We start from the raw sequence: 22,435 nt of genomic DNA, 5'->3' as shown, positions 1-22,435 counted from the left end.
ATGGCTCACGCCGTCGCCGACGGCCCCGAGGATGGGCGGCGGCTCCGCGGCGAGAAGCGCCGCTCCGCGATCATCGACGCCACCCTGGCCGTGATCACGCGCGATGGAGCCGCGGGCGTGACCCACCGTACCGTCGCGCAGCAGGCCGGTATGACGACGTCGCTCAGCACCTACTACTTCGCGACGCTGGACGACCTCCTGGTCGCCGCCTTGACGAGTGTCGCCGATGCGTACACGGCGCGCATACGGGCCATCGTCGTCGGGGGAGGGGATCCACTCACGGGGCTGGCGGAACTGATCGCCGAGACGGCCGGGACCGGGAGGGACCGTGCGCTCGCGGAACGCGAGCTGGCCACCCTCGCCGCGCGCCGGCCGTCGCTGCGTCCGGTCGCGCGGCGCTGGCGAGAGGATGTCGCCGAACTCGCCGCCACGCTCACCGACGACCCAGAGGCCATCGCCGCCCTGGTCGCCGCCTCCGACGGACTGTGCACCGCGATCCTGCTGGACAACGGCTCGGCCGACGTCGACCACCTCCGGGCCGTGCTCCAACGCGCGGTCGGTCGAACGACGCGCAGCACGCGCTGACGTCGCCTCCCGCCATCGGGGTCGGCGGCGGCGTGTCAGCCGTCCTGTCCGTCGTGGACCGCGAGGTAGTTCGGGTTGCGCATGACGCCGAGCACGTTGCCGAACGGGTCGACGACCGTGGCGGTCGTGAATCCTTCGCCGCGGTCTCGGACCGGGTCCCACTCCCGGGCACCCATCGTCGTCAGCTTGGCCAGCGCGCCATCGAGGTCGTCGACGTGCCAGAGCACGACCGCGCCTGCGGGACGCGCGGGATCCGCCGCGGCGGTGCGGGAGAGCTCGGATCCGGCGAACTGGGCCTCGATGATCCCGACCTCGGTGCTGTGGTCGCCGACCCGGAACTCGACGTAGCCGGGCACCCGGAAGTACGGCTCGATGCCGAACACCTCGGTGTACCAGGTCGCGGCGGCGTCCAGATCGGACGCGGTCAACGAGATGGTGGCGATGCCTCGAAACATGGATGCTCCTGTTCTGGCGCCGTGCGGCGCCTCACTGTGCTCTGGCGGTGGTCTGGTGTTCGGGGATGGTGCGCTCGCGCGCGTGCGACGACTCCTGGAGGTGTTCCAGGAGTCGTCGGGGGCCCGGGCCGTCTGCGCCGTACCGGTCGCCGGGGTTGCTCAGCGCGCACGTGGTCATCGATAGGCAGCCGCATCCGACGCAGGACTCGAGTTCGTCGCGAAGGGCACTGAGGCCGGCGATGCGTGCGTCGATCTCCGCACTCCACGAGCGCGACAGCTCGGCCCAGTCCTCTCGCGTGGGCGTGCGCCCGGACGGCAGGGTGTCGAAGGCGTCACGGACCACTCTGAGCGGGATGCCGATGCGCTGCGCGACTCGGATGACGGCGATGCGCCGCAGCACGCCCCGCTCGTATCTGCGGTGGTTTCCCGTGGTTCGCAGGCTCGAGATCAGCCCGCGTCGCTCGTAGAACCTGAGTGCGGTGATCGCCACCCCGGATCGCTCGGAGACCTGACGGATGGTCAACGCGGTGTGCTCGGGTGCGAGTCGTGGCATCCGGGGCACCCTCTCGGTCACGTGTTGACGATGTCAGCGCGTAGATTGCGCTGAAGATTTTGTCCATACTATGCAGGCGTTCGCGAATCTGTCACGCACAGATCGCAATATGCACGTTTCAGCAAACCAATCTTGTGCAACCAATAAGTTGCAGCTAGGGTGGATCGCACCGCAGGGGTTCCTGCGAAGGAATCCGGTCCGGCTCGCCGGCGACCGGGCAGTCGGGAGGGTGACATGTTGCTCGAAGGAAAGACGGCGATCGTCTTCGGCGGTGCCGGGGCGATCGGCTCCGCGACCGCCGCGGTGTTCAGCCGCGAAGGTGCGCACGTCGCGCTCGCGGGCCGCACCGCGGCCGACCTCGACCGGGTGGCCGACGCCCTCGCCGACGCGGGTGGCTCGGTCCAGGCCGAGGTCGTGGATGCACTCGACGAGTCGGCGGTCGAGCGCTATGTCGACACGGTCGCGCGCGACCGCGGCCGGGTCGACATCGTGTTGAACGCGGTCGGCGTGGATCACGTGCAGGGTCTGCCGATCGTCGACACCGGGGTCGAGGACTTCCTCTACCCGGTCACGACCTACTTGCGGACCAATTTCCTCACCGCGCGGGCCGCCGCTCGAGTGATGGTGCCGCAGGGAGCAGGCGTCGTGCTCACGATCTCCACGCCCGGCGCGAGACTGAGCGGCCCCGGACTCGTGGGGAACGCCGCGCAGAGCGCCGGGCTGGAAGGGTTCTCGCGTGCGCTCGCCGGCGAGCTCGCGCCCCACGGAGTGCGGGTGGTGTGCGTCCGGCCGCATGCCCTCTCCGACGCGGTGTCGACGTCCTACACCGGGGCCATGTTCGCCCGGATCGCCCAGGGTGCCGGGCTAACGCTCGACGAGTGGCTCGCCGGCGCCGCATCCGGAGCGCCCATCGGGCGATTGCCCGAGACGATCGAGGTGGCCGAGTACCTCGCCTTCGCCGCATCCGACCGCGTGGGTGTGCTGACCGGTGTGGTCGCCAACCTCACCGGCGGAGCGATCGTCGACTGACGTGCGACGCATCCGGCCACCCGTCGCGCGAGCGGAGCGCGGTTGATCGCGGTGGCGGCCCTGGCCGCCGCCGTGCTGGCCGGTGCGCTGACGCAGCGCATCTCGGGCATCGGGTTCGCGCTCGTCGCCGCACCCGTGCTGATCCTGCTCCTCGGGCCGGTGCAGGGTGTGGTGGTCACCAACGTGTTCGCCGTGCTCACGGCGCTGAGCGTCTACATCCGGCACGCGCGCGACGTCGAGTACCGCAAGATCCTCCCACTGCTGCTCGCGGCCTGTGTCGCGGCTGTGCCCTGCGCGCTCCTCACCCGCGACCTGCCCGCCGACGTGCTCGCGGTCATCGCGGGGTGTCTCGTGCTCGGTGCCCTCGCGCTGAGCGTAACCGCACAGCGGGTCCGCGGGATCGCCGGCCGGCCGGGCCTCATCGCCGCCGGCGCCCTGTCGGGGGCCATGAACGTGGCCGCGGGCGTCGGCGGGCCCGCGGTCGCCGCCTACGCCGTCGCGGCCCGATGGCCGCATGATCGGTTCGCCCTGAGCGTGCAGTTCTACTTCGTCGTCCTCGGCGTCTGGTCGCTCCTCGTCCGAGGCGTCCCTCCGGCCCTCACGCCGACCGAGTGGGCCGTCGCCGTCCTCGCGCTCGCCGCCGGCCTCTGGGTGGGGTCGGCGGCCTCGCGTCGCGTCGGCGTGCGCGCCGCGCGCCGGTGGTGCCTCGTCGTGGCGTTCCTCGGTGCGCTCGGCGTCGTCGCACAGGGGGTGCTGGGCCTGGCGGCCTGACGTCACGGAAACTGAGCGCTCACTGCGTTACGGTGAGGATGAGCGATCCGGGCCGGGGCCCACGGAGGAGGACGAGATGAACCTGCGGCGGAGCGACCAGCACGGCGCCGATGCCCGGCGATCCGACCGGGCACCGATTCGGATCGGAGCCCTCGCCCCGCTCAGTCCGCCGGGATGGACCGAGGCCGGTCGCCATCTGCTCGCGGGCCTGGCACTCGGCGTCGACGAGATCAACGCCTCGGGCGGCGTCGACGGACACCCCCTGGAGCTCCTGGTCAGGGATACCTCGGCCGACCCGCACCGCGCCGCCGACGCCGTCCGAGAGCTCGAGCGCCTGGACGTCGTCGCGCTCGTCGGCGAGTATCACAGCGTCGCCGCGCAGGCCGCCGCCGCGACCGCTGACGCGCTCGGTGTCCCCTTCCTCTGCTCGTCCGCCGTGCTCGACGCCATCCCGGAGCGCGAGACGCGCGCGGTCGCGCGTCTCGCGCCCGCGCAGTCCCACGGATGGAGGGTCTACGGAGACTTCCTGCTCGACCGTGGACACCGCCGCATCGCCGTGGCGATCGAGCCGAGCGTGTACTGGGCTGCGGGCGCGCGCCTCCTGGCGGAGCATCTCGCACCACGAGGCGGCAGCGTCATCGAGCTGGACGCACGGACGCAGTCCGTGGCGTCGCTCTGCGATGCGGCACTCGCGGCACAGGTGACCGCGATCCTGCTCCTCACCGGACACCCGGAGCCGGCGACCTCGATCGTGCGGGCGGTGCGTCACGACGACCGGATGCACGCCATCCTGCTCGGTGCGCCGGCGGGGCAACCCGAGTTCCCCGAGTGGGCGGAGGCACTCGGGGTCGAGGGGGCCGGCGTGCCCTTCCTCCGCTACCTGCCCGAACGGCTCACCCCGATCGGCGTGCGCGTCGACGATCGTCTTCGACGTAAACTCGGGGCCCGACCCTCCTTCGTTGCCTTCGAGGGCTTCGACTCGGCCCTCGTCCTCGCCTCGGTCGTGCGCACCGCGGGTGCGGACCGCGCGCGGATCATCGAGTCCTGGTCGACGCCTTCGGTGGCCGGCAGTCGAGGCGTGATCCAGTTCTCGCGCGTCCCGGACGTCAGCGCGTGGCAGTGGGCGTGGGCACCTGTTCAAGTCGTCGACCGGGACCCGGCTTCGCCCGAGCGTCTGCGAGTGCTGTACGCCCGATCATGACCAAGGCGCCGTCGGCATCGGCGCCGCGGCCGACGGTGCATCGGGAGGTCCTGACGCACCGGCCAGTTCGAGCACGACGGTACTCGCCACGAATGCCGCGAGCGCCAGGTACGCCACGCCCGACGCCACGGAGAGCGCGCGGCTGCCGACCCCTCGTCGTCGCAGGAATGCGTTCGCGGCGACGCCGACGAACGCGTAGGCGACATCCACCACGAGTCCGATCGCCACGAAGAGCAGCCCCAGCATGAGGAGCTGCACGCCGATCGGGATGGTCGAGGGCGTGACGAACTGGGGGAGGAACGCGAGATAGAACAGCACGATCTTCGGGTTGAGCAGGTTCACGGTCATCGCACGGACGAAGCTTCGGCCGCGGGGGGCCTCTGCCACGTCGTCGGGCTGCGGGTTCGCCCTGATCGCACTGATCCCGAGGTAGAGCAGGTAGAGCGCACCCAATGCACGCACCCCGATCAGCGCCCCGGGCACCGTAAGCAGCAGCGCGCCGAGGCCGGTGGCGGCGACGACGCTGTGCACGGTCATGCCCGCGGCCATGCCGACCGCGGAGACGAGCGCGACGCGGCGACCGTCCCGCAGCGCGACGGCGCCGAGGTAGAAGTGATCCGGTCCCGGGATCACCGCGACCGCAGACGCGGCGATCAGGAAGAGGCCGAGACTCTCCATGGGATGCACCTCTCATTGACGATCCGAGTCGGAGGCATGTCACGCAATGAATGCCAGTTGAACGTTACACGCTCACGGGATGCGCAGCCACGCATCGAACGCACGATTGTCGAGCGGCCGGTGATCGTATATGATCTCGAATATCGTTCGGTCGGAAGTCGGAGACCGTCCGACCGCCTCACCGACGAAGTGGAGACCGGATGCTCGACCCTGGCCGCATCGCGGAGATCGCCGACGAGCTGACGGCGGCCGACCGTGACCGTACGGTCGTGCCGCTGCTCACGGCCCGCAACCCGGGCATGACCGTCGAGGACGCGTACGCCGTCCAGCGTGAATGGACCGACCGCGCCGTGGCTCGCGGTCGCCGTGTCGTCGGCCGCAAGATCGGATTGACCTCGAAGGTCATGCAGGCCGCCACCGGGATCAGCGAGCCCGACTACGGGGTGATCCTCGACGACATGGTGCACGAGTCGGGCTCGGTGATCGAGTTCGACCGGTTCTCGAACGTCCGCATCGAGGTCGAGCTCGCGTTCGTGCTGGCCCAGCCGCTGGCCGGCCCCGACGTCACGATGTTCGACGTGCTCGACGCGACGGCCTACGTCGTCCCCGCGCTCGAGATCCTGAACTCGCACATCGCGCTCGAGGGGCGCACGATCGTCGACACGATCTCCGACAATGCGGCGATGGGCGCGATGGTGCTCGGCGGCCGGCCGGTGTCGCCGGACGCGGTCGACCTGCGCTGGATCGGCGCCCTGCTCTCCCGCAACGAGGTCATCGAGGAGACGGGCGTCGCGGCCGCCGTGCTCGGGCATCCCGCGATGGGCGTGGCCTGGCTCGCGCGGAAGCTCGCGCAGCACGGCCAGGCGCTCGCGGCCGCCGACCTCGTGCTCGCGGGCTCGTTCACACGCCCGATGTGGGTCGAGCGCGGCGACGTCGTACACGCCGACTATGGAACGCTGGGGGCGATCGCATGCCGGTTCGTCTGACACTGCCCGACACGTTCACGGCGCGACTCGCGGCTGCGACTCGGCCGCAGATCGGCCTGTGGGTCTGCTCGGGCAACCCGATCATGGCGGAGATCGCCGCCGGAAGCGGCGTCGACTGGGTGCTCATCGACGGCGAGCACTCGCCGAACGGGCTCGAGTCGATCCTGACCCAGCTCTACGCGGTCTCCGCGTACCCGGTCGCCCCTGTGGTGCGGGTCCCCTTCGGCGAGCCCGTGATCATCAAGCAGATGCTCGACCTCGGTGCGCAGAACCTGCTCGTGCCCATGGTCGACTCCGCGGCGCACGCGGCCGAGGTGGTCCGCGCCGTGCGGTATCCCGCGGCGGCCGCGTCGGGCGCGCCGGGCATGCGCGGCGTGGGCGCTTCGCTCGCGCGCTCGTCGCGCTGGAATCGCGTCGAGCACTACCTGCGGGATGCCTCGTCGACCATCAGCCTCACCGTGCAGATCGAGTCGGCCGCGGCGGTCGCCGCGGTCGACGACATCCTCGCGGTCGACGGTGTCGACGCGATCTTCGTCGGCCCCGCCGACCTCGCCGCCTCGATGGGGCGTCTCGGCGATCCGGACCATCCCGAGGTCGATGACGCGGTGCTCCGTGCCGTACGGGCCGCGAAGACGGCGGGCGTCCCGGTGGGTGTGAACGCCTTCGTCCCCGAGGTCGCCGAGCGATACCTCGAGGCGGGTGCCGACTTCGTCGCGGTCGGCGCGGACGTGTCGCTCTTCGCGCGGGCGTCGGAGGCGCTCGCCGACCGCTTCGTGGGCTCCCGGCGCCCGTCAGCGCAGCGCCCCGACGATCCGCCGCCGGACGCGGCGCCCCGCGCGTCCTACTGACGGTGCAGCGCGTCCACCCACACTTCGATCCGAGATCTCACACGCAGAGGACGTCCATGGCTTCCGACGACACCGACCGGTCCGCCGCCCACGGCAAGATCGTCGCCGTCCATCTGAACTACCGCTCGCGCGCGGCCCAGCGCGGCCGCACGCCCGCCGCGCCGAGCTACTTCTTCAAGCCGACCAGCTCGATCGCGGAGACGGGCGGCACCGTTGAGCGCCCGGCCGGAACCGAGCTCCTCGCGTTCGAAGGCGAGGTCGCCCTCATCATCGGCGCTCCTGCGCGCCGGGTGTCGTCCGAGCAGGGCTGGTCCCACGTGGCGGCCGTCACGGCCGCGAACGACTTCGGGCTGTACGATCTGCGCGCCGCCGACAAGGGGTCGAACGTCCGGTCCAAAGGCGGCGACGGGTTCACGCCGCTCGGTCCGGCCACGATCCCCGCGTCGGGGCTCGACCCGGCCGGACTCCGCGTGCGCACGTGGGTCGACGGCGCCCTGGTGCAGGACGACACGACCGCCGACCTGCTCTTCCCGTTCGGGCAGCTCGTCGCCGACCTGTCGCAGCTCATGACGCTCGAGACCGGCGACATCGTGCTCACGGGCACGCCGGCGGGCTCGTCGGTCGTCGTGCCGGGCCAGGTCGTCGAGATCGAGGTCGACGCTCCGGATGCTCCGGGCGCACCGACGACCGGTCGCCTCACGACGACCGTGGTACAGGGGACGGTGGCGTTCGCGGACACCGGCACGTCGCCCGCCGTCGACGACCAGCAGCGCCTCGAGGCGTGGGGTTCCGAGGAGGCGCTCGCCGCCGCGGTCGCCGAGGGACGTTCGCCCTCGACCGACGCCGGGCGGCCGGCACCCGGGTCCGAGGCCGCGTCACCCGGCGGGTTCGAGCTGACGGCAGAGCTGCGCGACCGGTTCGAGCGGGTCGCGGTCGCGACCCTCTCGGTCGCGCTCCGCAAGCGCGGCTACCACGACGTGTTCGTCGAGGGCGTGCATGCCCAGCGGCCGGGCACCCGCCTCGTCGGCCGTGCGAAGACCCTGCGGTTCGTGCCGTTCCGCCCCGACCTGTTCGCCGCGCACGGCGGCGGGTTCAACGCCCAGAAGCGCGCCTTCGACACGGTCGAGCCGGGCGAGGTGCTCGTGATCGAGGCGCGCGGGGAACGCGGCACGGGCACGGTGGGCGACGTGCTCGCACTCCGAGCGAAGGTCCGCGGTGCGGCCGGCGTGGTGACCGACGGCGGCGTGCGCGACTTCGACGCGGTGGCCGAGATCGGCCTGCCCGTGTTCTCGCAGGGTCCGCACCCGTCGGTGCTCGGCCGCCGCCATGTGCCGTGGGAGGTCGACGTGACGATCGCGTGCGGCGGGGCCGCGGTGCAGCCTGGCGACGTGATCGTGGGCGACGCGGACGGGGTCATCGTCATCCCTCCCGCGCTGGTCGCCGAGGTGCTCGCCGAGGCCGAGGCGCAGGAGCGTGAGGACGCCTGGGTCGCCGGGCAGGTCGCGGCCGGCGTGCCGGTCGACGGGCTGTTCCCGATGAACGCGTCCTGGCGCGCCCGCTACGACGCCGAACAGGCGGCGGGCGCACCCGAGGCGAACGAGGGGGATGCGCGATGACCGAGAGCAAGGCGCAGCGTGCGTACCGGTTCATCCGCGAGCGGATCGATGACGGCAGCTACGTTCCGGGGTACCGCCTGGTGCTCGGCCAGATCGCGCGCGAACTGAATGTCTCGGTCGTGCCCGTGCGTGAGGCGATCCGGTTGCTCGAGGCCGAGGGCCTCGTCACCTTCGAACGAAACGTCGGCGCGCAGGTCGCGCTCATCAAAGAGACCGAGTACCTCTACACGATGCAGACGCTCGCGGTCGTCGAAGGGTATGCGACGTCGCTCTCGGCCCCGTACCTCACCCCCGGCCACATCGCCCGCGCCCGGCTGATCAACGAGCGCATGCGGCAGACGCTCGAGGCCTTCGATCCGCGCCGGTTCACCGAGCTCAACCTCGAGTTCCACGCGGTGCTGTTCGAAGCCTGTCCGAACCCGCACCTCCTCGACCTCGTGCACCGTGGCTGGAGCCGGATGAAGGTGCTGCGCGCGTCGTCGTTCGGCTTCGTGCCGGGCCGGGCGCGCGAATCGGTCGAGGAGCACGAGCGCATCCTCGAGCTCATCGAGGCAGGCGCCGATCCGCGCGAGCTCGAGCTCGTCGTGCGCGAGCACCGCACCGCCACGCTCGACGCCGTCCTGGCCTACCAGGCTGCCCAGAAGACACCCGCAACGGGGTCCGCGCCGGTCGCGGCCCCTCAGTCGACGGCCGCGGCCCGTCAGTAAGGAATCGCGATGACCCACCATGTGCCCGCGGGCCTCCCCGACCGCGTCCGCCACTTCATCGACGGTGCGTTCGTCGACTCGCTCGGCGGCGAGACGTTCGACGTGCTCGACCCCGTCACGAACGAGCCGTACGTGCAGGCCGCGGCCGGCCGGCAGGCCGACGTCGAGCGGGCCGTCGCCGCCGCCCGTCGCGCGTTCACCGACGGGCCCTGGCCGAAGCTGCTGCCCCGCGAGCGATCGCGCGTGCTGCACCGCATCGCCGACCTCGTCGAGGAGCGCGATGCAAGGCTCGCCGAGCTCGAGACGTTCGACACCGGGCTGCCGATCTCGCAGGCGCTCGGCCAGGCCCGCCGTGCGGCCGAGAACTTCCGGTTCTTCGCCGACCTCATCGTCGCCCAGCATGACGACGCGTTCAAGGTGCCGGGCCGCCAGCTGAACTACGTCAACCGCAAGCCGAAGGGCGTCGCGGGGCTCATCACGCCGTGGAACACGCCGTTCATGCTCGAGTCGTGGAAGCTCGCACCCGCACTCGCGACCGGCAACACCGTCGTGCTGAAGCCCGCCGAGTTCACGCCGTTGTCGGCGTCGCTGTGGCCCGAGATCTTCCGCGAGGCAGGCGTGCCCGACGGGGTCTTCAACCTCGTCAACGGGCTCGGCGAGGAGGCGGGCGACGCGCTGGTGAAGCATCCGGACGTCCCGCTCATCTCGTTCACCGGCGAGAGCTCGACCGGGGCGCTCATCTTCGCCAACGCCGCGCCCTTCCTGAAGGGGCTCTCGATGGAGCTGGGCGGCAAGTCGCCCGCCGTGGTCTTCGCCGACGCCGACCTCGAGGCCGCCCTCGACGCGACCATCTTCGGCGTGTTCTCACTGAACGGCGAGCGGTGCACGGCCGGCAGCCGCATCCTCGTCGAACGCCCGATCTACGACGAGTTCGTCGAACGGTACGCCGAACGCGCCAGGAACATCGTCGTCGGCGACCCGCACGACCCCGCGACCGAGGTCGGCGCGCTCGTGCACCCCGAGCACACCGCGAAGGTGCTGTCCTACGTCGAGCTCGGCGCGAGCGAGGGCCGGTTGGTCGCGGGCGGCGGCCGGCCGGCCCACCGGCCGGAGGGCAACTGGATCGCGCCGACGGTCTTCGCGGATGTCCCGCCGGAGGCCCGCATCTTCCAGGAGGAGATCTTCGGGCCCGTCGTCGCGATCACGCCCTTCGACACCGACGAGGAGGCGCTCGCGCTCGCCAACGGCGTGAAGTACGGGCTCGCGGCGTACCTCTGGACCACCTCGCTGACCCGGGCGCACACCTTCGCCCAGTCGGTCGATGCCGGCATGGTCTGGCTCAACTCGAACAATGTGCGCGACCTGCGCACCCCGTTCGGCGGCGTCAAGGCCTCCGGGCTCGGCCACGAGGGCGGCTACCGCTCGATCGACTTCTACACCGACCAGCAGGCCGTGCACATCACGCTCGACGAAGCCCACTCGCCGCGCTTCGGCCGCGGCTGAGACGCCGACCCGACCGAGACATCCGCTCGCCCCCTCCCACCGACCTCGCAAGGACGCGAAGATGACCGAACCCATCGTCACCGACCAGAACCCGATCCCCGCACCGGCACACGCGGTGCCGACGCCCGAGTCGGCCGCGCCCGACGTCGTGCGCTGCGCGTACCTCGAGCTCGTGGTCACCGACCTCGAGGCCTCGCGCCGCTTCTACGTCGACGTGCTCGACCTCGTCGTCACCGAGGAGGACGAGGACACCGTCTACCTGCGGAGTTTCGAGGAGTTCATCCACCACAACCTCGTGCTGCGCCGAGGGCCGGTCGCGGCGGTCGCCGCCTTCTCGTACCGCGTGCGCACGCCGGAGGACCTCGACCGGGCCGTCGCGTTCTACACCGAGCTCGGCTGCCGCGTCGAACGGCGGGCCGACGGATTCGTCCGCGGCATCGGCGACTCGGTGCGGGTCGAGGACCCGCTCGGGTTCCCGCTCGAGTTCTTCCACGAGGTCGAGCACGTCGAGCGGCTCGCCTGGCGCTACGACCTGCAGACCCCCGGATGCCTCGTGCGGCTCGATCACTTCAACCAGGTGACACCCGACGTGCCGCGTGCCGTGCGGCACATGGAGGACCTGGGGTTCCGGGTGACCGAGGACATCCAGGACGAGGCGGGCACCACCTACGCCGCGTGGATGCGGCGCAAGCCCACCGTGCACGACACCGCGATGACCGGCGGCGACGGCCCCCGCATGCACCACATCGCGTTCGCGACGCACGAGAAGCACAACATCATCGCCATCTGCGACAAGCTCGGTGCGCTGCGCAGGTCCGACGCGATCGAACGAGGCCCTGGCCGGCACGGCGTCTCGAACGCGTTCTACCTCTATCTGCGCGACCCCGACGGCCACCGGGTCGAGATCTACACGCAGGACTACTGGACGGGTGACCCCGACAACCCCGTCGTGACCTGGGACGTGCACGACAACCAGCGCCGCGACTGGTGGGGCAACCCGGTCGTGCCCAGCTGGTACACCGACGCCTCGCTCGTGCTCGACCTCGACGGCCGGCCGCAACCGCTCGTGTCGCGCACCGAGGACTCCGAGATGGCGGTCACGATCGGCGCCGACGGGTTCTCCTACACCCGCAAGGGCGACGAGGAGCACGGCTTCAAGCTCGGGCATACGCTCTAGGCCTGGGTGTGCCCGCTCACGGGCGCCGGGGGCAGCTCCGTCAGACGGGGAAGCGCCGAGCAGGAGACGTACACCAGTTGCGCCGCGAAGATCACCGTGGCGATCACGAGGCACGCGGCCACGCCCCACCGCGCCGCGACGAGCGCGGCGAGGCCCGCCCCGATCGGGCGAGCGCCATAGGTCGCCATGACGAGGAGCGAGGACACCTGGCCGAGCATCTCGAACGGCGTGATGGCCTGGCGGAGCGACGTGGTGGTGATCGCCCAGATCACCGGGCCGACCCCGAACAGGAAGAACGCGGCGCCCGCGAGCAACGGTGACGGCGCGACGAGGGTCGCTGCGAGGGCCAGCGCTGCCGCGAAGCCGCCGATCGGGCCGAGGAGCGTCATCCGGCCGATGCTGAGCCAGGTTGCGACCCTCCGGGCGATCAGCGCCCCGGTGACCATGCCCACGCCGTAGCCGCCGAGCGTCAGGCCGACGGTCGCCGCGTCCATCGAGAGGTGCTCGATCGCGTACACGACGAAGACGGCTTGGATCACGAACCAGCCCGTGTTGAAGACGATCGCCGTCACGATGATGGGCCGGAGCACGTCGCTCCGCGCGGCGAACGCCGCGCTCTCGCGCAGGTCCCGGAGGATGTGGCGTCGTGGTGCCGAAGGAACGGGTGGGACGTCGAGCCGGACGAGCAGGGTGAGGGCGATCACGCAGATCACCGTTCCGACCGCGAACGCGGCCGGTGCGCCGCTCAGGCTCACGAGCGCGCCGGCCGCCGCGGGCCCGCCGATGAAGGCGGCGCTCCGCCCGAGCTCGAGCCAGCGGTTCGCGTCGGTCAGGCGGTCCCGGCTGACGAGCAGCGGCACGACCGCGGGGGCGGAGACGCTGAAGCCGACGGTGCCGATGGCGCCCACGAGCCCGAGGACCAGCAGCCACGTGTAGTCCAGCGTCTCCGCCGTGATCAGCAGGACGAGGACCGCGAGCGTGACCGCTCGGAGCGCCTCGCTCCCGATCAGCACCGCCTTGCGCGAGACCCGGTCCACGAGCACGCCGATCGGGATCGCGCACAGCAGGAAGGGTGCCGTCTGCGCCAGCTGGAGCAGGGCGGTCTCGGAGGGGCTCGCGGCGAGGATGAGCACCGCGGCGAGCGGAGCCGCGGCGAGTGCGATCTGCTCGGAGCTCTGCACGAGGACGCTGGACCAGCCCACGCGCACGAAGCTGCCGGGGAGTCGGGTGGACGTCGAGTTCGGCACGCCTTCACTCTGGACGGAGGACCGGGTCGTGCGCTGGCGGAAAATGGACCGCGCGTGCCGCGGATCGCGCGCCGTCACCGTGCGCCGTCGTCGTTCGCCGTCACCGTGCGCCGTCACGGTTTCCGGAACGCGAGGATGTTCGCGATCACGCACGCGAGCAGAACGCCGGCGCACGTGAACGCGACGGCCTGCAGGCCCGCGATCTGCGCCTCCACGGCGACGGTGCGCACCGCGCCGAGCAGCGGGTCGACCGGCGAGTCGCCGCCCTGGGGCGGTGCGATCGCCGCGAGCCCGTCCATGGCGCGGTCGCGGAGCTCCGCGGCGCGCCGCGGGAGGTCGGCGGCTTCGAGGGTCGACCGGTACACGCCGAGGCCGATGCTGCCGAGCACCGCGAGCCCGACCGCGCCGCCAACCTGCGGCGCTGTGGAGGAGATCGCCGCCGCAGCTCCGGCGCGTTCCGGTCCGCCGGACTCGATGATCGCCGCGGTGGTGAGCACCATGATGGGGCCGAGTCCGGCGGAGATGAGCACGGCGGCGGCGATGATCAGCAGCGGGTCCCCCGAACCGCTGACGACGCCGAGCAGCGTGTAGCCGATCCCGGCCAGGACGAGGCTCGCGATCGTGACCCGCTCGGGCGTGAACCGTGCAGCCCAGCGCGGCGCGAGCGTCGAGCCGGCGATCACGGCGACCGCCGGAGCGGCGGTCCAGATCCCCGCGACGATCGGGCTCAGGCCCAGTACGAGCTGGAGCAGCTGCGCGAGCGCATAGTTCGAGCCCCAGAGCACGAAGATGCCCAGGGTCAGCGTGAGCACCGTCGTGGTGAAGCGCCGCCCCGCGAACAGCCGGACGTCGAGGAGCGGGAAGGGGCTGCGCAACTGGCGGCGGACGAACCAGACGCCGAGGCCGACCGCCAGGAGGATCGCGAGCAGCGGGAAGACCGTGAGCTCACCGGTCGCGAGGCGCTTGAGCGCGGCCACGCAGAGCAGCAGGCACGCGCAGATCAGGGCTGCGCTCAGCACGTCGAGGCGTGCGCCGGGGACGCGGGGCCGCTCGGGGACGAACATCGGCACGAGCACCAGGACGAGCAGCATGATGGGGGCGCCGATCAGGAACGCCGAGCCCCACCAGAACTGTTCGAGGAGGACGCCCCCGACGAGCGGGCCGAGCGCCGTGCCCGCCGAGACGCTCGCGATGATCATGGCCACCGCGGTCGCACGCCGGCGCGCGTCGGGGAAGAGCGAGCTGGCAAGGGCGAGGGTCGACGGCATGAGGGTGGCTCCGGCGATGCCCATGAGGCCGCGCGCGACGATCAGTGTGTCGGCCGTGGGCGCGAAGGCGGCGAGACAGCTGGCGACCCCGTAGCCCGCTGCGCCGAGGAGCAGGATCCGCCGCGAGCCGAACCGATCGCCGAGCGCGCCCATCAGCACGAGCGAGCCCGCGAGCAGGAGCGCGTACACGTCCGCGATCCAGAGCAGCTGCAGGCTCGTCGCCTGGAGGGCGATCGCGATCGACGGGAGCGCGAGATTCGTCACCGTCAGTTCGAGTGAGGCGAGGAGCGCGGGAAGCGCGAGCGCCGCCACTCCCCACCAGCCGGTGCGGCGGGTCTTCGGGGCGACGGTCGGAACGGGGGGTCGCGGTTGAGTGTCCACGTAGTCGAGTGTTGAACCTCGACGTAGGTCGAGGTCAAGCGGCGTTCAGCCCGCGTTGGCGACGCACCACTCGGGGACCCACGTGAGGATGCGTCCTTTCAGTTCGTCGGAGGCCGGGAGCTCGATCGAGCCCGGTTGACCATGCAGGTTCACCTCGAGGGTGAAGATCGTGCCGCGCTTGTCCTCTTGGACGGCGTGCGGGTCGCACCTGGTGGGTTCGATCGGCACGTCGATCGTGGTGATGTCGGTGGCGCCTTCGGTGATCTGCACGTCGAGCGGGAGCGGCCCACTCTGGCCCGCGAATCGGATCAGGTTGGTCGGCTGGAGCGCGGTCACCTCCGCCTCGCCGTCGCCGGTCGGATGGATCGAGAGCGTGAGCACGCCCGGGGAACCCGGCTCGAAGCGTTCGAATGTCACGTCGGCGGCGTGCGCCAGCTCGGCGGCCCGGCACTCGCGCTCGTGCAGCGGGGTGAGGAAGTCGAGCGGATCGGGCAGCGGGGCCGTGGCTTCGCGCGGCGTGTCGTTCTCGGTGTAGCTGATGACGACCTGGGTTGCGCCCGGAGCGTCGGCCGGGCAGGCCATCGGCGGCAACGCGACGCGCACGCCCGTGGTGACGCCGGCCGGGATCGTGCTGGCGCGCTCGACGGCGCGCTGCGCGTCGTGCTGGAATCGCGGGTCCTGGACGACGAGCGTGTCGATCGTGATCGCCTCGTCCGAGCCGTTGGTGACCAGCACGTGCGCCTCTCGAGTCGCGACGTCCGATCGGTACTGCATGATCTCGACCGTGAGCTGGTCAGGCCACGTGTCGCCCGTGGCGCCGTGACCGGAGTCCGCGGCCGGAGCGCAGGCGGACAGCATCGTGGCGAGGGCGGCAACCAGCGCGAGGAGGGCCGCGCGAGACGGGGGAGTCATGGCGGAAGCGTATTCGCACGAGAGTCGATTGTCACGAATTATCCGCCTGCATTGCGTGTCAAGCGCTAGCCTTCCTGTGAGCCTCGGCGATTCGATGAGAGATCTCGAACGTGCCACCGCGATTCAGCGCGTGACACCAGCCGGGGCGGCTCGGCGCAGGGAGCCCGTATCATGGGGACGAGACGCCGGAGGGAGAGAGATGCCGGACCAGGTCATCGAACCGCTGCCGATCTCGGACGTGGTCTTCATCGTGAACGAGTGGGGGTCGGCGCCGCGCGCCGCCTGCGGCGAGTCCGGCGACCCGTACCCGTCAGTGCTGGATGCGCCCGATGGTGGCTTGCGCTCCGCCGCTCGGCACAGTGACGCCGAACTGACCGAGGTCGCGGACCTCCTGCATCCCGTGTTCGAGGCGCCCTCGGGCTTCGCGTGCGCAGAACGCGTGAACACCCTCATGAACGTCGCGGGTCTCGTCTCGCAGCTCGAGGCGGCCGAGTGGGATGTCAGCCGAGTCTGGCGCACGGCGCGCCCTGGTCGGGAGCTGCTCTCGTCCGCGCTCCTCGCGGTCGTCATGCAGCTCGAGGACGACCCCGACGCTCGTCGGCTCGGCACCTGCACGGGTGCGGCCTGCGCCGACGTCTACGTCGACGCGTCGCCGGGCGGCCGACGCCGCTACTGCTCCCTGATCTGCCAGAACCGGGCGCGCACACGCGCCTATCGCGCCAGGCAGGCCGAGCACGCCGCTCGGTGACCCGAGCCTGCGGTGTCGTGCGGCGCCTAGGCCGGCAGGAGCATGATCGCCACGCCGGCCGACATCCCGGCGACCTCGCCGCACGCGGCGAAGCGCCCCTCGCGGCGCCGCCAGTGATGGGCGACGGCGATGACGGCGATCAGGCCGTACAGCCCGGCGAGCAGGGGCCCGAGCGGGGTCACCATGTGGTGGGCCGGCCCGTTCGCCGCAGGGGTGTGACCGGCGGCCCCCGAGAACAGGCACCATGCCGTCAGGAGCGCCGCGATCGCACGATGGAGCCCTGCGAGGCCGGCCCCACGAGGTGCCCCGGCGACGGCGATCGGCGCCGACAGGAGCGCGAGCACTCCGCCACAGAGATACGCTCCGGGGGTCGCGATGACCGCCCCCGCCGCCATGGCGGCCACGGGCAGGGCGAGCGCGCCCCACGCGCGCGAGCATCTCCGCTCAGGCCCGAGCGCGAGTGGGATCGCGCACGCGGCCATCACGATCGTGGGCAGCAGCACCTCACTCGTGGTTCCCGTGACCGCCGTGCGAATGACCCGCTGCAGCGTGGTGGCCGTGCTCCGGGTGGCACGCCGCCGGGTCCTCAGGCAGGTCGAGCGTGGGGTTGCGGTCGAAGAACCCGTGCGGCTTGAGCACGAAGCCTGCGGTGTCGACGGGCATGATCGGCCAGTCCTCGAGACGCGGGAAGTGCGTGAGGCCGAAGCTGTGCCAGAGCACGATGTCCTGCCCGTCGATGTCGCGGTCGGCAGCGGCGTAGCGGGGGAGCCCGTTGCCGCCGGGGTGCTGGTTCACGGTGTACCCGGCAGCCCAGAGCTCGTCGCGCTCGTAACGCGTGACCCAGAGGTGGTGGGCGGCGAACCCCGCACGACGGCGTGTCGAGGAGTCGTCGGCACTCAGCAGCGCGGGCTGCCCCTCTGGCGCGAGCACGTAGGCGGTCGCCTCCCCGGTGCGATTGGCGCGTTCAGCGCTGCTCACACGCCACGTGCGGCCGAGTTGGTTCGCGGCATCCCGGACCCCCTCGGACTCGCGGCGCAGGCGCGTGACCGTGCGCGTGAACGCGTTGCCCCAGGGGTTGCCCGGCCCGGTGGGGACCCGCCGGACGTCGAGCTCGTCGACCTGATTGCGCACGCCGTCGATGGTCAGATCGAGCCGTGCGCAGAACATGTGCTGATGGACCGGGGCGCCGAGCCCCGGAGCGAGCGGTGTGGTGAACTCGCGTTCGCCGCTGTCGCCCGAGGGGAACACGATGCCGGTCGCCTTGCTCTCGAGCCGGATCGCGCCGTCGAGGGTGAGGTACCAGTAGAAGCCGTAGTCGTAGTTGCCGACGGTGACGAAGAATGAGATGACGAGCCGCCGGTTGCGGCGCGTCACGGCCGTCCCGGCGAAGTCGTCGCGATGCTTCCAGAGCACGCCCGCGTCTTCCTCGTGGATGCAGATGGCGTTCGGGAGCACTCGCGGTGCGCCGTGGTCGTCGACGACGACGGCATCCAGGTAGGTGATCTCGCCGACGCAGTCGCAGCCGAGTTCGAGCGCGTTGGCGAGCCGTCCGAACTGGTATTCGCTGACGTCGAAGTAGTTCTGCCAGGCGTGCGTGGGCGACGGGTCGCCGTAGTTGACCACCATCTCGCTCACCGAGGCGCGGTAGAGGATGTCGCGGTCTTCGTCGCCGTCGCGATACCGCACCTGATGGAGCGTGAGACCTTCGCGACCGTTGTACCCGATGCGGAGGCTCCAGTTCTGCCAGGTGAGCACGTCGTCGACGAGCGTGAAGCTCACGCCTTCGGGCTGCCGGATCTCGATCGGCCGCGGCGCGGTCCGGATCGGCCCGCGGACCGCGTCGTCGAGGTAGTCGCCCGATTCGGCGGGCACGTGCTCGACGGCGGTCTCCACGACGCGCAGCACCCGGCCGGCGTCGATGTCGATGTGCGCGACGACGCCGTCGATCGGGTGTGCCCACGGCGGGTCGGCGGGGTGCATCTGCTGGAACGCGAGCACCCGGTAGACCCGGCGGCCGACCTCGTCGGCGTAGCCGTATACGCCGGCCGAGAGCGGCACGGTACGCACGGTGTCGAGATCGGTCACGCCGCGTCGGGCGAGTGCGGCGACCCACTCGGCGTCGGCCTTCACGATCGCATCGCCGCGCGCGAAGTCCTCGTCGAGCGTCGGCCCGAAACCGTCGAGTCGCGGATCCAGCTCGTGGACTGCGACGACGTCGCCGGCACGGAGGTCGACGATCACCGAGCGCAGGCGGACGGTCGAGTCGAGCTCCGTGAGCAGCATGCTCACCTCGCGCGGCAGGTCGGTGCGGCCGGCTAGGACGTCGGCCTTGTCGGGCTCGCGCACCATCACGTAGGAGAAGCGCGTGCGGGATGTCACGAGGCCGGCCGCCTCGGCGATGGTGCGGGCGGATTCGATCTCGGCGGCCGACAGGCGTGCGAGCGGGTGCGGGGTGACGGCAGTGTCCATGTCCTACTCTCTTTCGGGGGATCGGCGGGTCGCGCTCGCCAGGCACGCGGCGAAGAAGGCGGAGAGCTCGTCGCGCGCCGAGAACGGCAGCACGTTCGCCACGTACTGGTCTGGACGGACGACCACGACGACCCCGCTCCGATCGATCGTGCGCAGGTCGAAGATGTCAGCCGACTCGTCGGCCGCGTACACCTTCTCGTAGTCGGTGAGGCCGAACGGGCCGACCTGCGGCAGGAAGACGGCGGGTGCATCGAGCAGTCCGAGGTCGTCGTGGCGCTGTTGGAAGACGACCTTCACGTCGAACACGCGGTCGAGATCCGCATCCGGTCGCATCGTGCGCCGCACCGGGCTGTCGGCCGAGTCGCGGAGCCATCCGGCCCACTCCCGCAAGGCCGAGCCGTCCCGGTCGGCGAACGCGTAGAGGCGCCAGCGACCGTCGGCGCGGGCATGGTGCCCGAGCTGCCGGGGTGTGGCGTCCGCCACCCGGATCACGGGCGCCGACCGGAAGCGTTTGCCGATGGGAAAGCCGGCAGCGAGGTGCTGGTGCGCGTCGTCGCCGGTGATCATGGACGGGCGATACCTGGTCATGAAGCCGGCCGCGAACTCCGCGTTCGACGTGTAGAAGGTCGCGAGCGTATCCGGGTCGTCGGCGTCTTCCGCCCCCTGCGCCATGAGGCTCGACCACTGCTTGTCGAACTCGATCAGATCGACGGCGACCTCGCGCCGCTCCTCGGAATAGGTCCGAAGCAGCGACGCCGGAGCCCGGCCGTCCAGCACCGATCCGAGCTTCCAGCCGAGGTTGAACGCGTCCTGCATCGAGACGTTCATCCCCTGGCCGGCCTTGGCGCTGTGCGTGTGGCACGCGTCCCCGCAGATGAAGACCCGCGGCAGGCGGACTTCGCCCTCAGTCGCGTCGTCGAAGCGGTCGACGACGCGATGGCCGACCTCGTACACCGACCACCAGGCCACATCCCGGACGTCGAGCGTGTACGGGTGCAGGATCGCCTGCGCCCGCCGGACGATGTCGGCGAGCGGCGTCGACCGCACGGCGCCCCGGTCGTGAGCCGGCACGTCGCCGAGGTCGACGTACATGCGGACGAGGAATCCGCCCTCGCGGGGGATGAGCAGGATGCTCCCCGCCTGGGACTGGATCGCGCACTTCAGCCGGACGTCGGGGAAGTCCGTGACCGCGAGCACGTCCATGACGCCCCATGCGTGCATCGCGGCTCCGCCGGTGTAGCTGCGGCCGATCGACTCGCGGACCCGGCTGCGCGCGCCGTCGCAGCCGACGACGTACCGCGCACGGATCCTCCGCGTTCGGCTCACCCCGGCGGGATCGTGCTCCCGCAGCTCCACCTCGACCGGGGCGCCGTCGGCGCCGACCGTGAGGTCGACGAACTCGACGCCGTAGTCGACCGAGACCCGCGCGGGGGCGTTCGACGCGGCCTCGGCCAGGTAGTCGAGCACCCGCGCCTGGTTCACCACGAGATGCGGGAACTCGCTGAGGCCGGCCGGATCGTCGTCGGTCCGCGCCGTCCGCGTGATCCGGGACGGATGAGCCGGGTCCGGCGCCCAGAAGTTCACCTCCGAGATCCGGTACGCCTCCTCGGCGATCCGCTCGGCGAAGCCGAAAGCCTGGAACGTCTCGACGGTGCGAGCCTGGATCCCGTCGGCCTGACCGATCTCCAGGCGGCCCGGTCGCCGCTCGACGATCCGCGTGACGATCGTCGGGAACTGCGCGAGCTGAGCGGCCAGGAGCATGCCCGCCGGCCCTGCGCCGACGATGAGCACGTCGACCTCGTCGGGGATCTCGTCCGGCCGGGCGAGCCCGGCACCCGCCGCCGTCTGCAGCCGGGGATCGGTCGGCACGTACCCGTGGTGGTGGAACTGCATCAGCGGATGATGACCTTCGGCGCCGAGACCGCCTTGAGCCCCGCGACCCCGAACTCGTGCCCGTAGCCGGAGTCCTTGAGCCCGCCGAACGGCACCGCGGGGTTGATCACGCCGTGCTGGTTGATCCACACCGTGCCGGCCTCGAGCCGCTCGGCGACCTCGAGCGCGGCGTCGGCGTCGCTCGACCACACCGACGCGCCCAGTCCCTGCGCCGAGGCGTTGGCTCGACGAACCGCGTCGTCGACGTCGGAGTACCTGATCACCGGGATGACCGGTCCGAACTGCTCCTCGTCGACGAGCCGCTCACCGTCGGTGATGTCGGCGACCACGGTGGCGCGGTAGAACAGCGGCCCGAGCTCAGGCGCCGGCTCGCCTCCGACCGCGACCCGTGCACCGGCGGTACGTGCCGCATCCACCAGCTCGCGGACGATCTCGAACTGCCGCTCGTTCTGCAGCGGCCCGAGCACGTTGGCCTCGTCGAGCCCGACACCCATCGGCATCGAGGCCGCCAGGCCGGCGAGCGCGTCGACGACCTCGTCGTACACCGAGTCGTGCACGTAGAGGCGCTTGAGTGCCGCGCAGGTCTGGCCGGTGTTCAGGAAGCATCCCCAGAACAGGCCTTCGGCGATCGCCGACACGTCGGTGCCCGGGAGCACGATGCCGGCGTCGTTGCCGCCGAGTTCCAGCGTGAGCCGGGCCAGGTTGTGGGCGGATGCCTCGACGATGCGCCGGCCGGTGGCCGTCGACCCGGTGAACATGATCTTGTCGAAGCCGGAATGCGCCGCCATCGCAGCGCCGACCTCGCGGTTGCCCGAGACGACCGAGAGCACGCCGGCGGGCAGGTGGCGATTGCACACCTCGACCAGCGCGAGCACCGAGAGCGGCGTGTACTCGCTCGGCTTCACGACGACCGTGTTGCCCATGCGCAGCGATGGCCCGATCTGCCAGATCGAGATGAGCATCGGCCAGTTCCACGGACCGATGGCGCCCACGACTCCGAGCGCTGCGTAGTGCAGTTCGGCGTGGGTGCCGCCGTCGTCGAGCACCGTCTCGGGTTCGAGCACGGTATCGGCGGCATTGCGGAGCCAGGCCGCGCAGGCGCCGACCTCGAACCGGGCGTTGGGCCCGTTGAGCGGCTTGCCCTGCTCGCGCGAGAGCACGACCGCGAGCTCGTCGGCGTGCGCTTCGATGTCGTCGGCGATGTCGTGCAGGATCCGGCTCCGGGCCGAGTGGCCGCGTGCGTTCCAGCCCGGCTGGGCGCCCCGGGCCGACGCGATCGCGCGCCCGAGGTCGGCGATCGAGTGCACCGGCGCGTACCCCAGCACCTCCCGCGTCGCCGCGTCCGGGATCGCGCGCCCGTCGCCCTCCGCGACGGAGACGGCATCGAGGAGCGTGGTCGTGGTCATCT

General features: G+C 71.4%; 21 protein-coding genes. 11 read left to right on the top strand and 10 right to left on the bottom strand.

Annotation, left to right across the window (positions count from 1 at the left end; all coding sequences use genetic code 11):
- Positions 1-585 carry a TetR/AcrR family transcriptional regulator gene (locus QU602_RS18045; protein WP_308797833.1) on the top strand — a complete coding sequence of 195 codons (585 nt, stop codon included), beginning with the start codon at positions 1-3 and terminating at the stop codon, positions 583-585.
- 35 nt (positions 586-620) lie between these two features.
- Here QU602_RS18045 and QU602_RS18040 read toward each other — a convergent pair whose 3' ends face one another.
- Together QU602_RS18040 and soxR are read right to left on the bottom strand one after the other, a co-directional pair.
- Positions 621-1,040 (bottom strand): VOC family protein, encoded by a 420-nt coding sequence (locus tag QU602_RS18040; protein ID WP_308797832.1) that lies wholly within the window; start codon positions 1,038-1,040, stop codon positions 621-623.
- A gap of 31 nt (positions 1,041-1,071) precedes the next feature.
- Positions 1,072-1,593, bottom strand: a complete 522-nt coding sequence (gene soxR / locus QU602_RS18035; RefSeq protein WP_308797831.1) for a redox-sensitive transcriptional activator SoxR — start codon at positions 1,591-1,593, stop codon at positions 1,072-1,074.
- 234 nt (positions 1,594-1,827) lie between these two features.
- Here soxR and QU602_RS18030 point away from each other — a divergent pair, with 234 nt between their 5' ends.
- From QU602_RS18030 to QU602_RS18020, 3 genes are all read left to right on the top strand, one after another.
- Positions 1,828-2,622 carry an SDR family NAD(P)-dependent oxidoreductase gene (locus tag QU602_RS18030; RefSeq protein ID WP_308797830.1) on the top strand — a complete coding sequence of 265 codons (795 nt, stop codon included), beginning with the start codon at positions 1,828-1,830 and terminating at the stop codon, positions 2,620-2,622.
- Between the two features lie 51 nt (positions 2,623-2,673).
- On the top strand, positions 2,674-3,393 hold the full coding sequence (locus QU602_RS18025; protein ID WP_308800227.1) for a TSUP family transporter: 720 nt from the start codon (positions 2,674-2,676) through the stop codon (positions 3,391-3,393).
- 76 nt (positions 3,394-3,469) lie between these two features.
- Positions 3,470-4,594, top strand: a complete 1,125-nt coding sequence (locus QU602_RS18020) for an ABC transporter substrate-binding protein (protein ID WP_308797829.1) — start codon at positions 3,470-3,472, stop codon at positions 4,592-4,594.
- On the opposite strand, the gene QU602_RS18015 is transcribed toward QU602_RS18020, so the two are convergent.
- Entirely contained in the window at positions 4,589-5,272 is a 684-nt protein-coding gene (locus QU602_RS18015) for a LysE family translocator (RefSeq protein WP_308797828.1), read from the bottom strand. The genes QU602_RS18020 and QU602_RS18015 overlap by 6 nt on opposite strands.
- Positions 5,273-5,472: 200 nt before the next feature.
- On the opposite strand from QU602_RS18015, the gene hpaH reads away from it, so the two are divergent.
- From hpaH to hpaD, 6 genes are all read left to right on the top strand, one after another.
- Complete coding sequence (hpaH, locus tag QU602_RS18010; RefSeq protein ID WP_308797827.1) at positions 5,473-6,258, top strand: 2-oxo-hept-4-ene-1,7-dioate hydratase; 786 nt, start codon at positions 5,473-5,475, stop codon at positions 6,256-6,258.
- On the top strand, positions 6,243-7,106 hold the full coding sequence (locus QU602_RS18005) for an HpcH/HpaI aldolase/citrate lyase family protein (protein ID WP_308797826.1): 864 nt from the start codon (positions 6,243-6,245) through the stop codon (positions 7,104-7,106). The genes hpaH and QU602_RS18005 overlap by 16 nt, the downstream gene beginning before the upstream one ends.
- Before the next feature lie 56 nt (positions 7,107-7,162).
- Entirely contained in the window at positions 7,163-8,722 is a 1,560-nt protein-coding gene (locus tag QU602_RS18000; protein WP_373692850.1) for a fumarylacetoacetate hydrolase family protein, read from the top strand.
- A complete protein-coding gene (locus tag QU602_RS17995; protein ID WP_308797824.1) occupies positions 8,719-9,429 on the top strand; it encodes a GntR family transcriptional regulator in 711 nt (236 codons plus the stop codon). The genes QU602_RS18000 and QU602_RS17995 overlap by 4 nt, the downstream gene beginning before the upstream one ends.
- 9 nt (positions 9,430-9,438) lie before the next feature.
- Complete coding sequence (gene hpaE, locus QU602_RS17990; RefSeq protein ID WP_308797823.1) at positions 9,439-10,932, top strand: 5-carboxymethyl-2-hydroxymuconate semialdehyde dehydrogenase; 1,494 nt, start codon at positions 9,439-9,441, stop codon at positions 10,930-10,932.
- A gap of 61 nt (positions 10,933-10,993) precedes the next feature.
- Positions 10,994-12,109 carry a 3,4-dihydroxyphenylacetate 2,3-dioxygenase gene (hpaD, locus tag QU602_RS17985; RefSeq protein WP_308797822.1) on the top strand — a complete coding sequence of 372 codons (1,116 nt, stop codon included), beginning with the start codon at positions 10,994-10,996 and terminating at the stop codon, positions 12,107-12,109.
- Here hpaD and QU602_RS17980 read toward each other — a convergent pair.
- From QU602_RS17980 to QU602_RS17970, 3 genes are all read right to left on the bottom strand, one after another.
- Positions 12,106-13,356: an MFS transporter gene (locus QU602_RS17980; RefSeq protein ID WP_308797821.1), complete on the bottom strand. Its 1,251-nt coding sequence runs from the start codon at positions 13,354-13,356 to the stop codon at positions 12,106-12,108. The two genes, hpaD and QU602_RS17980, sit on opposite strands and share 4 nt — an antisense overlap.
- A gap of 113 nt (positions 13,357-13,469) precedes the next feature.
- Positions 13,470-15,005 carry an MFS transporter gene (locus QU602_RS17975; protein ID WP_308797820.1) on the bottom strand — a complete coding sequence of 512 codons (1,536 nt, stop codon included), beginning with the start codon at positions 15,003-15,005 and terminating at the stop codon, positions 13,470-13,472.
- Between the two features lie 45 nt (positions 15,006-15,050).
- Positions 15,051-15,917, bottom strand: coding sequence for a hypothetical protein (locus QU602_RS17970; protein ID WP_308797819.1), 867 nt, complete (start codon positions 15,915-15,917; stop codon positions 15,051-15,053).
- A 199-nt stretch (positions 15,918-16,116) separates the two neighbouring features.
- On the opposite strand from QU602_RS17970, the gene QU602_RS17965 reads away from it, so the two are divergent.
- Positions 16,117-16,665 (top strand): CGNR zinc finger domain-containing protein, encoded by a 549-nt coding sequence (locus QU602_RS17965; RefSeq protein WP_308797818.1) that lies wholly within the window; start codon positions 16,117-16,119, stop codon positions 16,663-16,665.
- A gap of 26 nt (positions 16,666-16,691) precedes the next feature.
- On the opposite strand, the gene QU602_RS17960 is transcribed toward QU602_RS17965, so the two are convergent.
- The 4 genes from QU602_RS17960 to QU602_RS17945 are packed head-to-tail and all read right to left on the bottom strand — an operon-like array spanning position 16,692 to position 22,433.
- Entirely contained in the window at positions 16,692-17,168 is a 477-nt protein-coding gene (locus QU602_RS17960; RefSeq protein WP_308797817.1) for a hypothetical protein, read from the bottom strand.
- Position 17,169: 1 nt separating this feature from the next.
- A complete protein-coding gene (locus QU602_RS17955; RefSeq protein WP_308797816.1) occupies positions 17,170-19,134 on the bottom strand; it encodes a primary-amine oxidase in 1,965 nt (654 codons plus the stop codon).
- 3 nt (positions 19,135-19,137) lie between these two features.
- Positions 19,138-21,027, bottom strand: a complete 1,890-nt coding sequence (locus QU602_RS17950; protein WP_308797815.1) for an FAD-dependent monooxygenase — start codon at positions 21,025-21,027, stop codon at positions 19,138-19,140.
- Positions 21,027-22,433: an aldehyde dehydrogenase family protein gene (locus QU602_RS17945; protein WP_308797814.1), complete on the bottom strand. Its 1,407-nt coding sequence runs from the start codon at positions 22,431-22,433 to the stop codon at positions 21,027-21,029. The genes QU602_RS17950 and QU602_RS17945 overlap by 1 nt, the downstream gene beginning before the upstream one ends.
- Positions 22,434-22,435 lie beyond the last annotated feature (2 nt).

Origin of the sequence: Agromyces protaetiae, from assembly GCF_030866785.1 — a bacterium.
GTDB lineage: Bacteria > Actinomycetota > Actinomycetes > Actinomycetales > Microbacteriaceae > Agromyces > Agromyces silvae.
The sequence above is the reverse complement of the archived record's forward strand: the minus strand, read 5'-3'. Positions and strand labels throughout refer to the sequence as shown.

Bases quoted from the DNA above. Each gene is read 5' to 3' on its own strand.
- QU602_RS17995 (WP_308797824.1), top strand. From the start codon at position 8,719: ATGACCGAGAGCAAGGCGCAGCGTGCGTACCGGTTCATCCGCGAGCGG.
- QU602_RS18045 (WP_308797833.1), top strand. From the start codon at position 1: ATGGCTCACGCCGTCGCCGACGGCCCCGAGGATGGGCGGCGGCTCCGC.
- QU602_RS17965 (WP_308797818.1), top strand. From the start codon at position 16,117: ATGCCGGACCAGGTCATCGAACCGCTGCCGATCTCGGACGTGGTCTTC.
- QU602_RS18015 (WP_308797828.1), bottom strand. From the start codon at position 5,272: ATGGAGAGTCTCGGCCTCTTCCTGATCGCCGCGTCTGCGGTCGCGGTG.
- QU602_RS18005 (WP_308797826.1), top strand. From the start codon at position 6,243: ATGCCGGTTCGTCTGACACTGCCCGACACGTTCACGGCGCGACTCGCG.
- QU602_RS18000 (WP_373692850.1), top strand. From the start codon at position 7,163: ATGGCTTCCGACGACACCGACCGGTCCGCCGCCCACGGCAAGATCGTC.
- QU602_RS17945 (WP_308797814.1), bottom strand. From the start codon at position 22,433: ATGACCACGACCACGCTCCTCGATGCCGTCTCCGTCGCGGAGGGCGAC.
- QU602_RS17955 (WP_308797816.1), bottom strand. From the start codon at position 19,134: ATGGACACTGCCGTCACCCCGCACCCGCTCGCACGCCTGTCGGCCGCC.
- soxR (WP_308797831.1), bottom strand. From the start codon at position 1,593: ATGCCACGACTCGCACCCGAGCACACCGCGTTGACCATCCGTCAGGTC.
- QU602_RS18040 (WP_308797832.1), bottom strand. From the start codon at position 1,040: ATGTTTCGAGGCATCGCCACCATCTCGTTGACCGCGTCCGATCTGGAC.
- hpaH (WP_308797827.1), top strand. From the start codon at position 5,473: ATGCTCGACCCTGGCCGCATCGCGGAGATCGCCGACGAGCTGACGGCG.
- QU602_RS17970 (WP_308797819.1), bottom strand. From the start codon at position 15,917: ATGACTCCCCCGTCTCGCGCGGCCCTCCTCGCGCTGGTTGCCGCCCTC.
- QU602_RS17950 (WP_308797815.1), bottom strand. From the start codon at position 21,027: ATGCAGTTCCACCACCACGGGTACGTGCCGACCGATCCCCGGCTGCAG.
- QU602_RS18030 (WP_308797830.1), top strand. From the start codon at position 1,828: ATGTTGCTCGAAGGAAAGACGGCGATCGTCTTCGGCGGTGCCGGGGCG.
- hpaE (WP_308797823.1), top strand. From the start codon at position 9,439: ATGACCCACCATGTGCCCGCGGGCCTCCCCGACCGCGTCCGCCACTTC.
- hpaD (WP_308797822.1), top strand. From the start codon at position 10,994: ATGACCGAACCCATCGTCACCGACCAGAACCCGATCCCCGCACCGGCA.
- QU602_RS18020 (WP_308797829.1), top strand. From the start codon at position 3,470: ATGAACCTGCGGCGGAGCGACCAGCACGGCGCCGATGCCCGGCGATCC.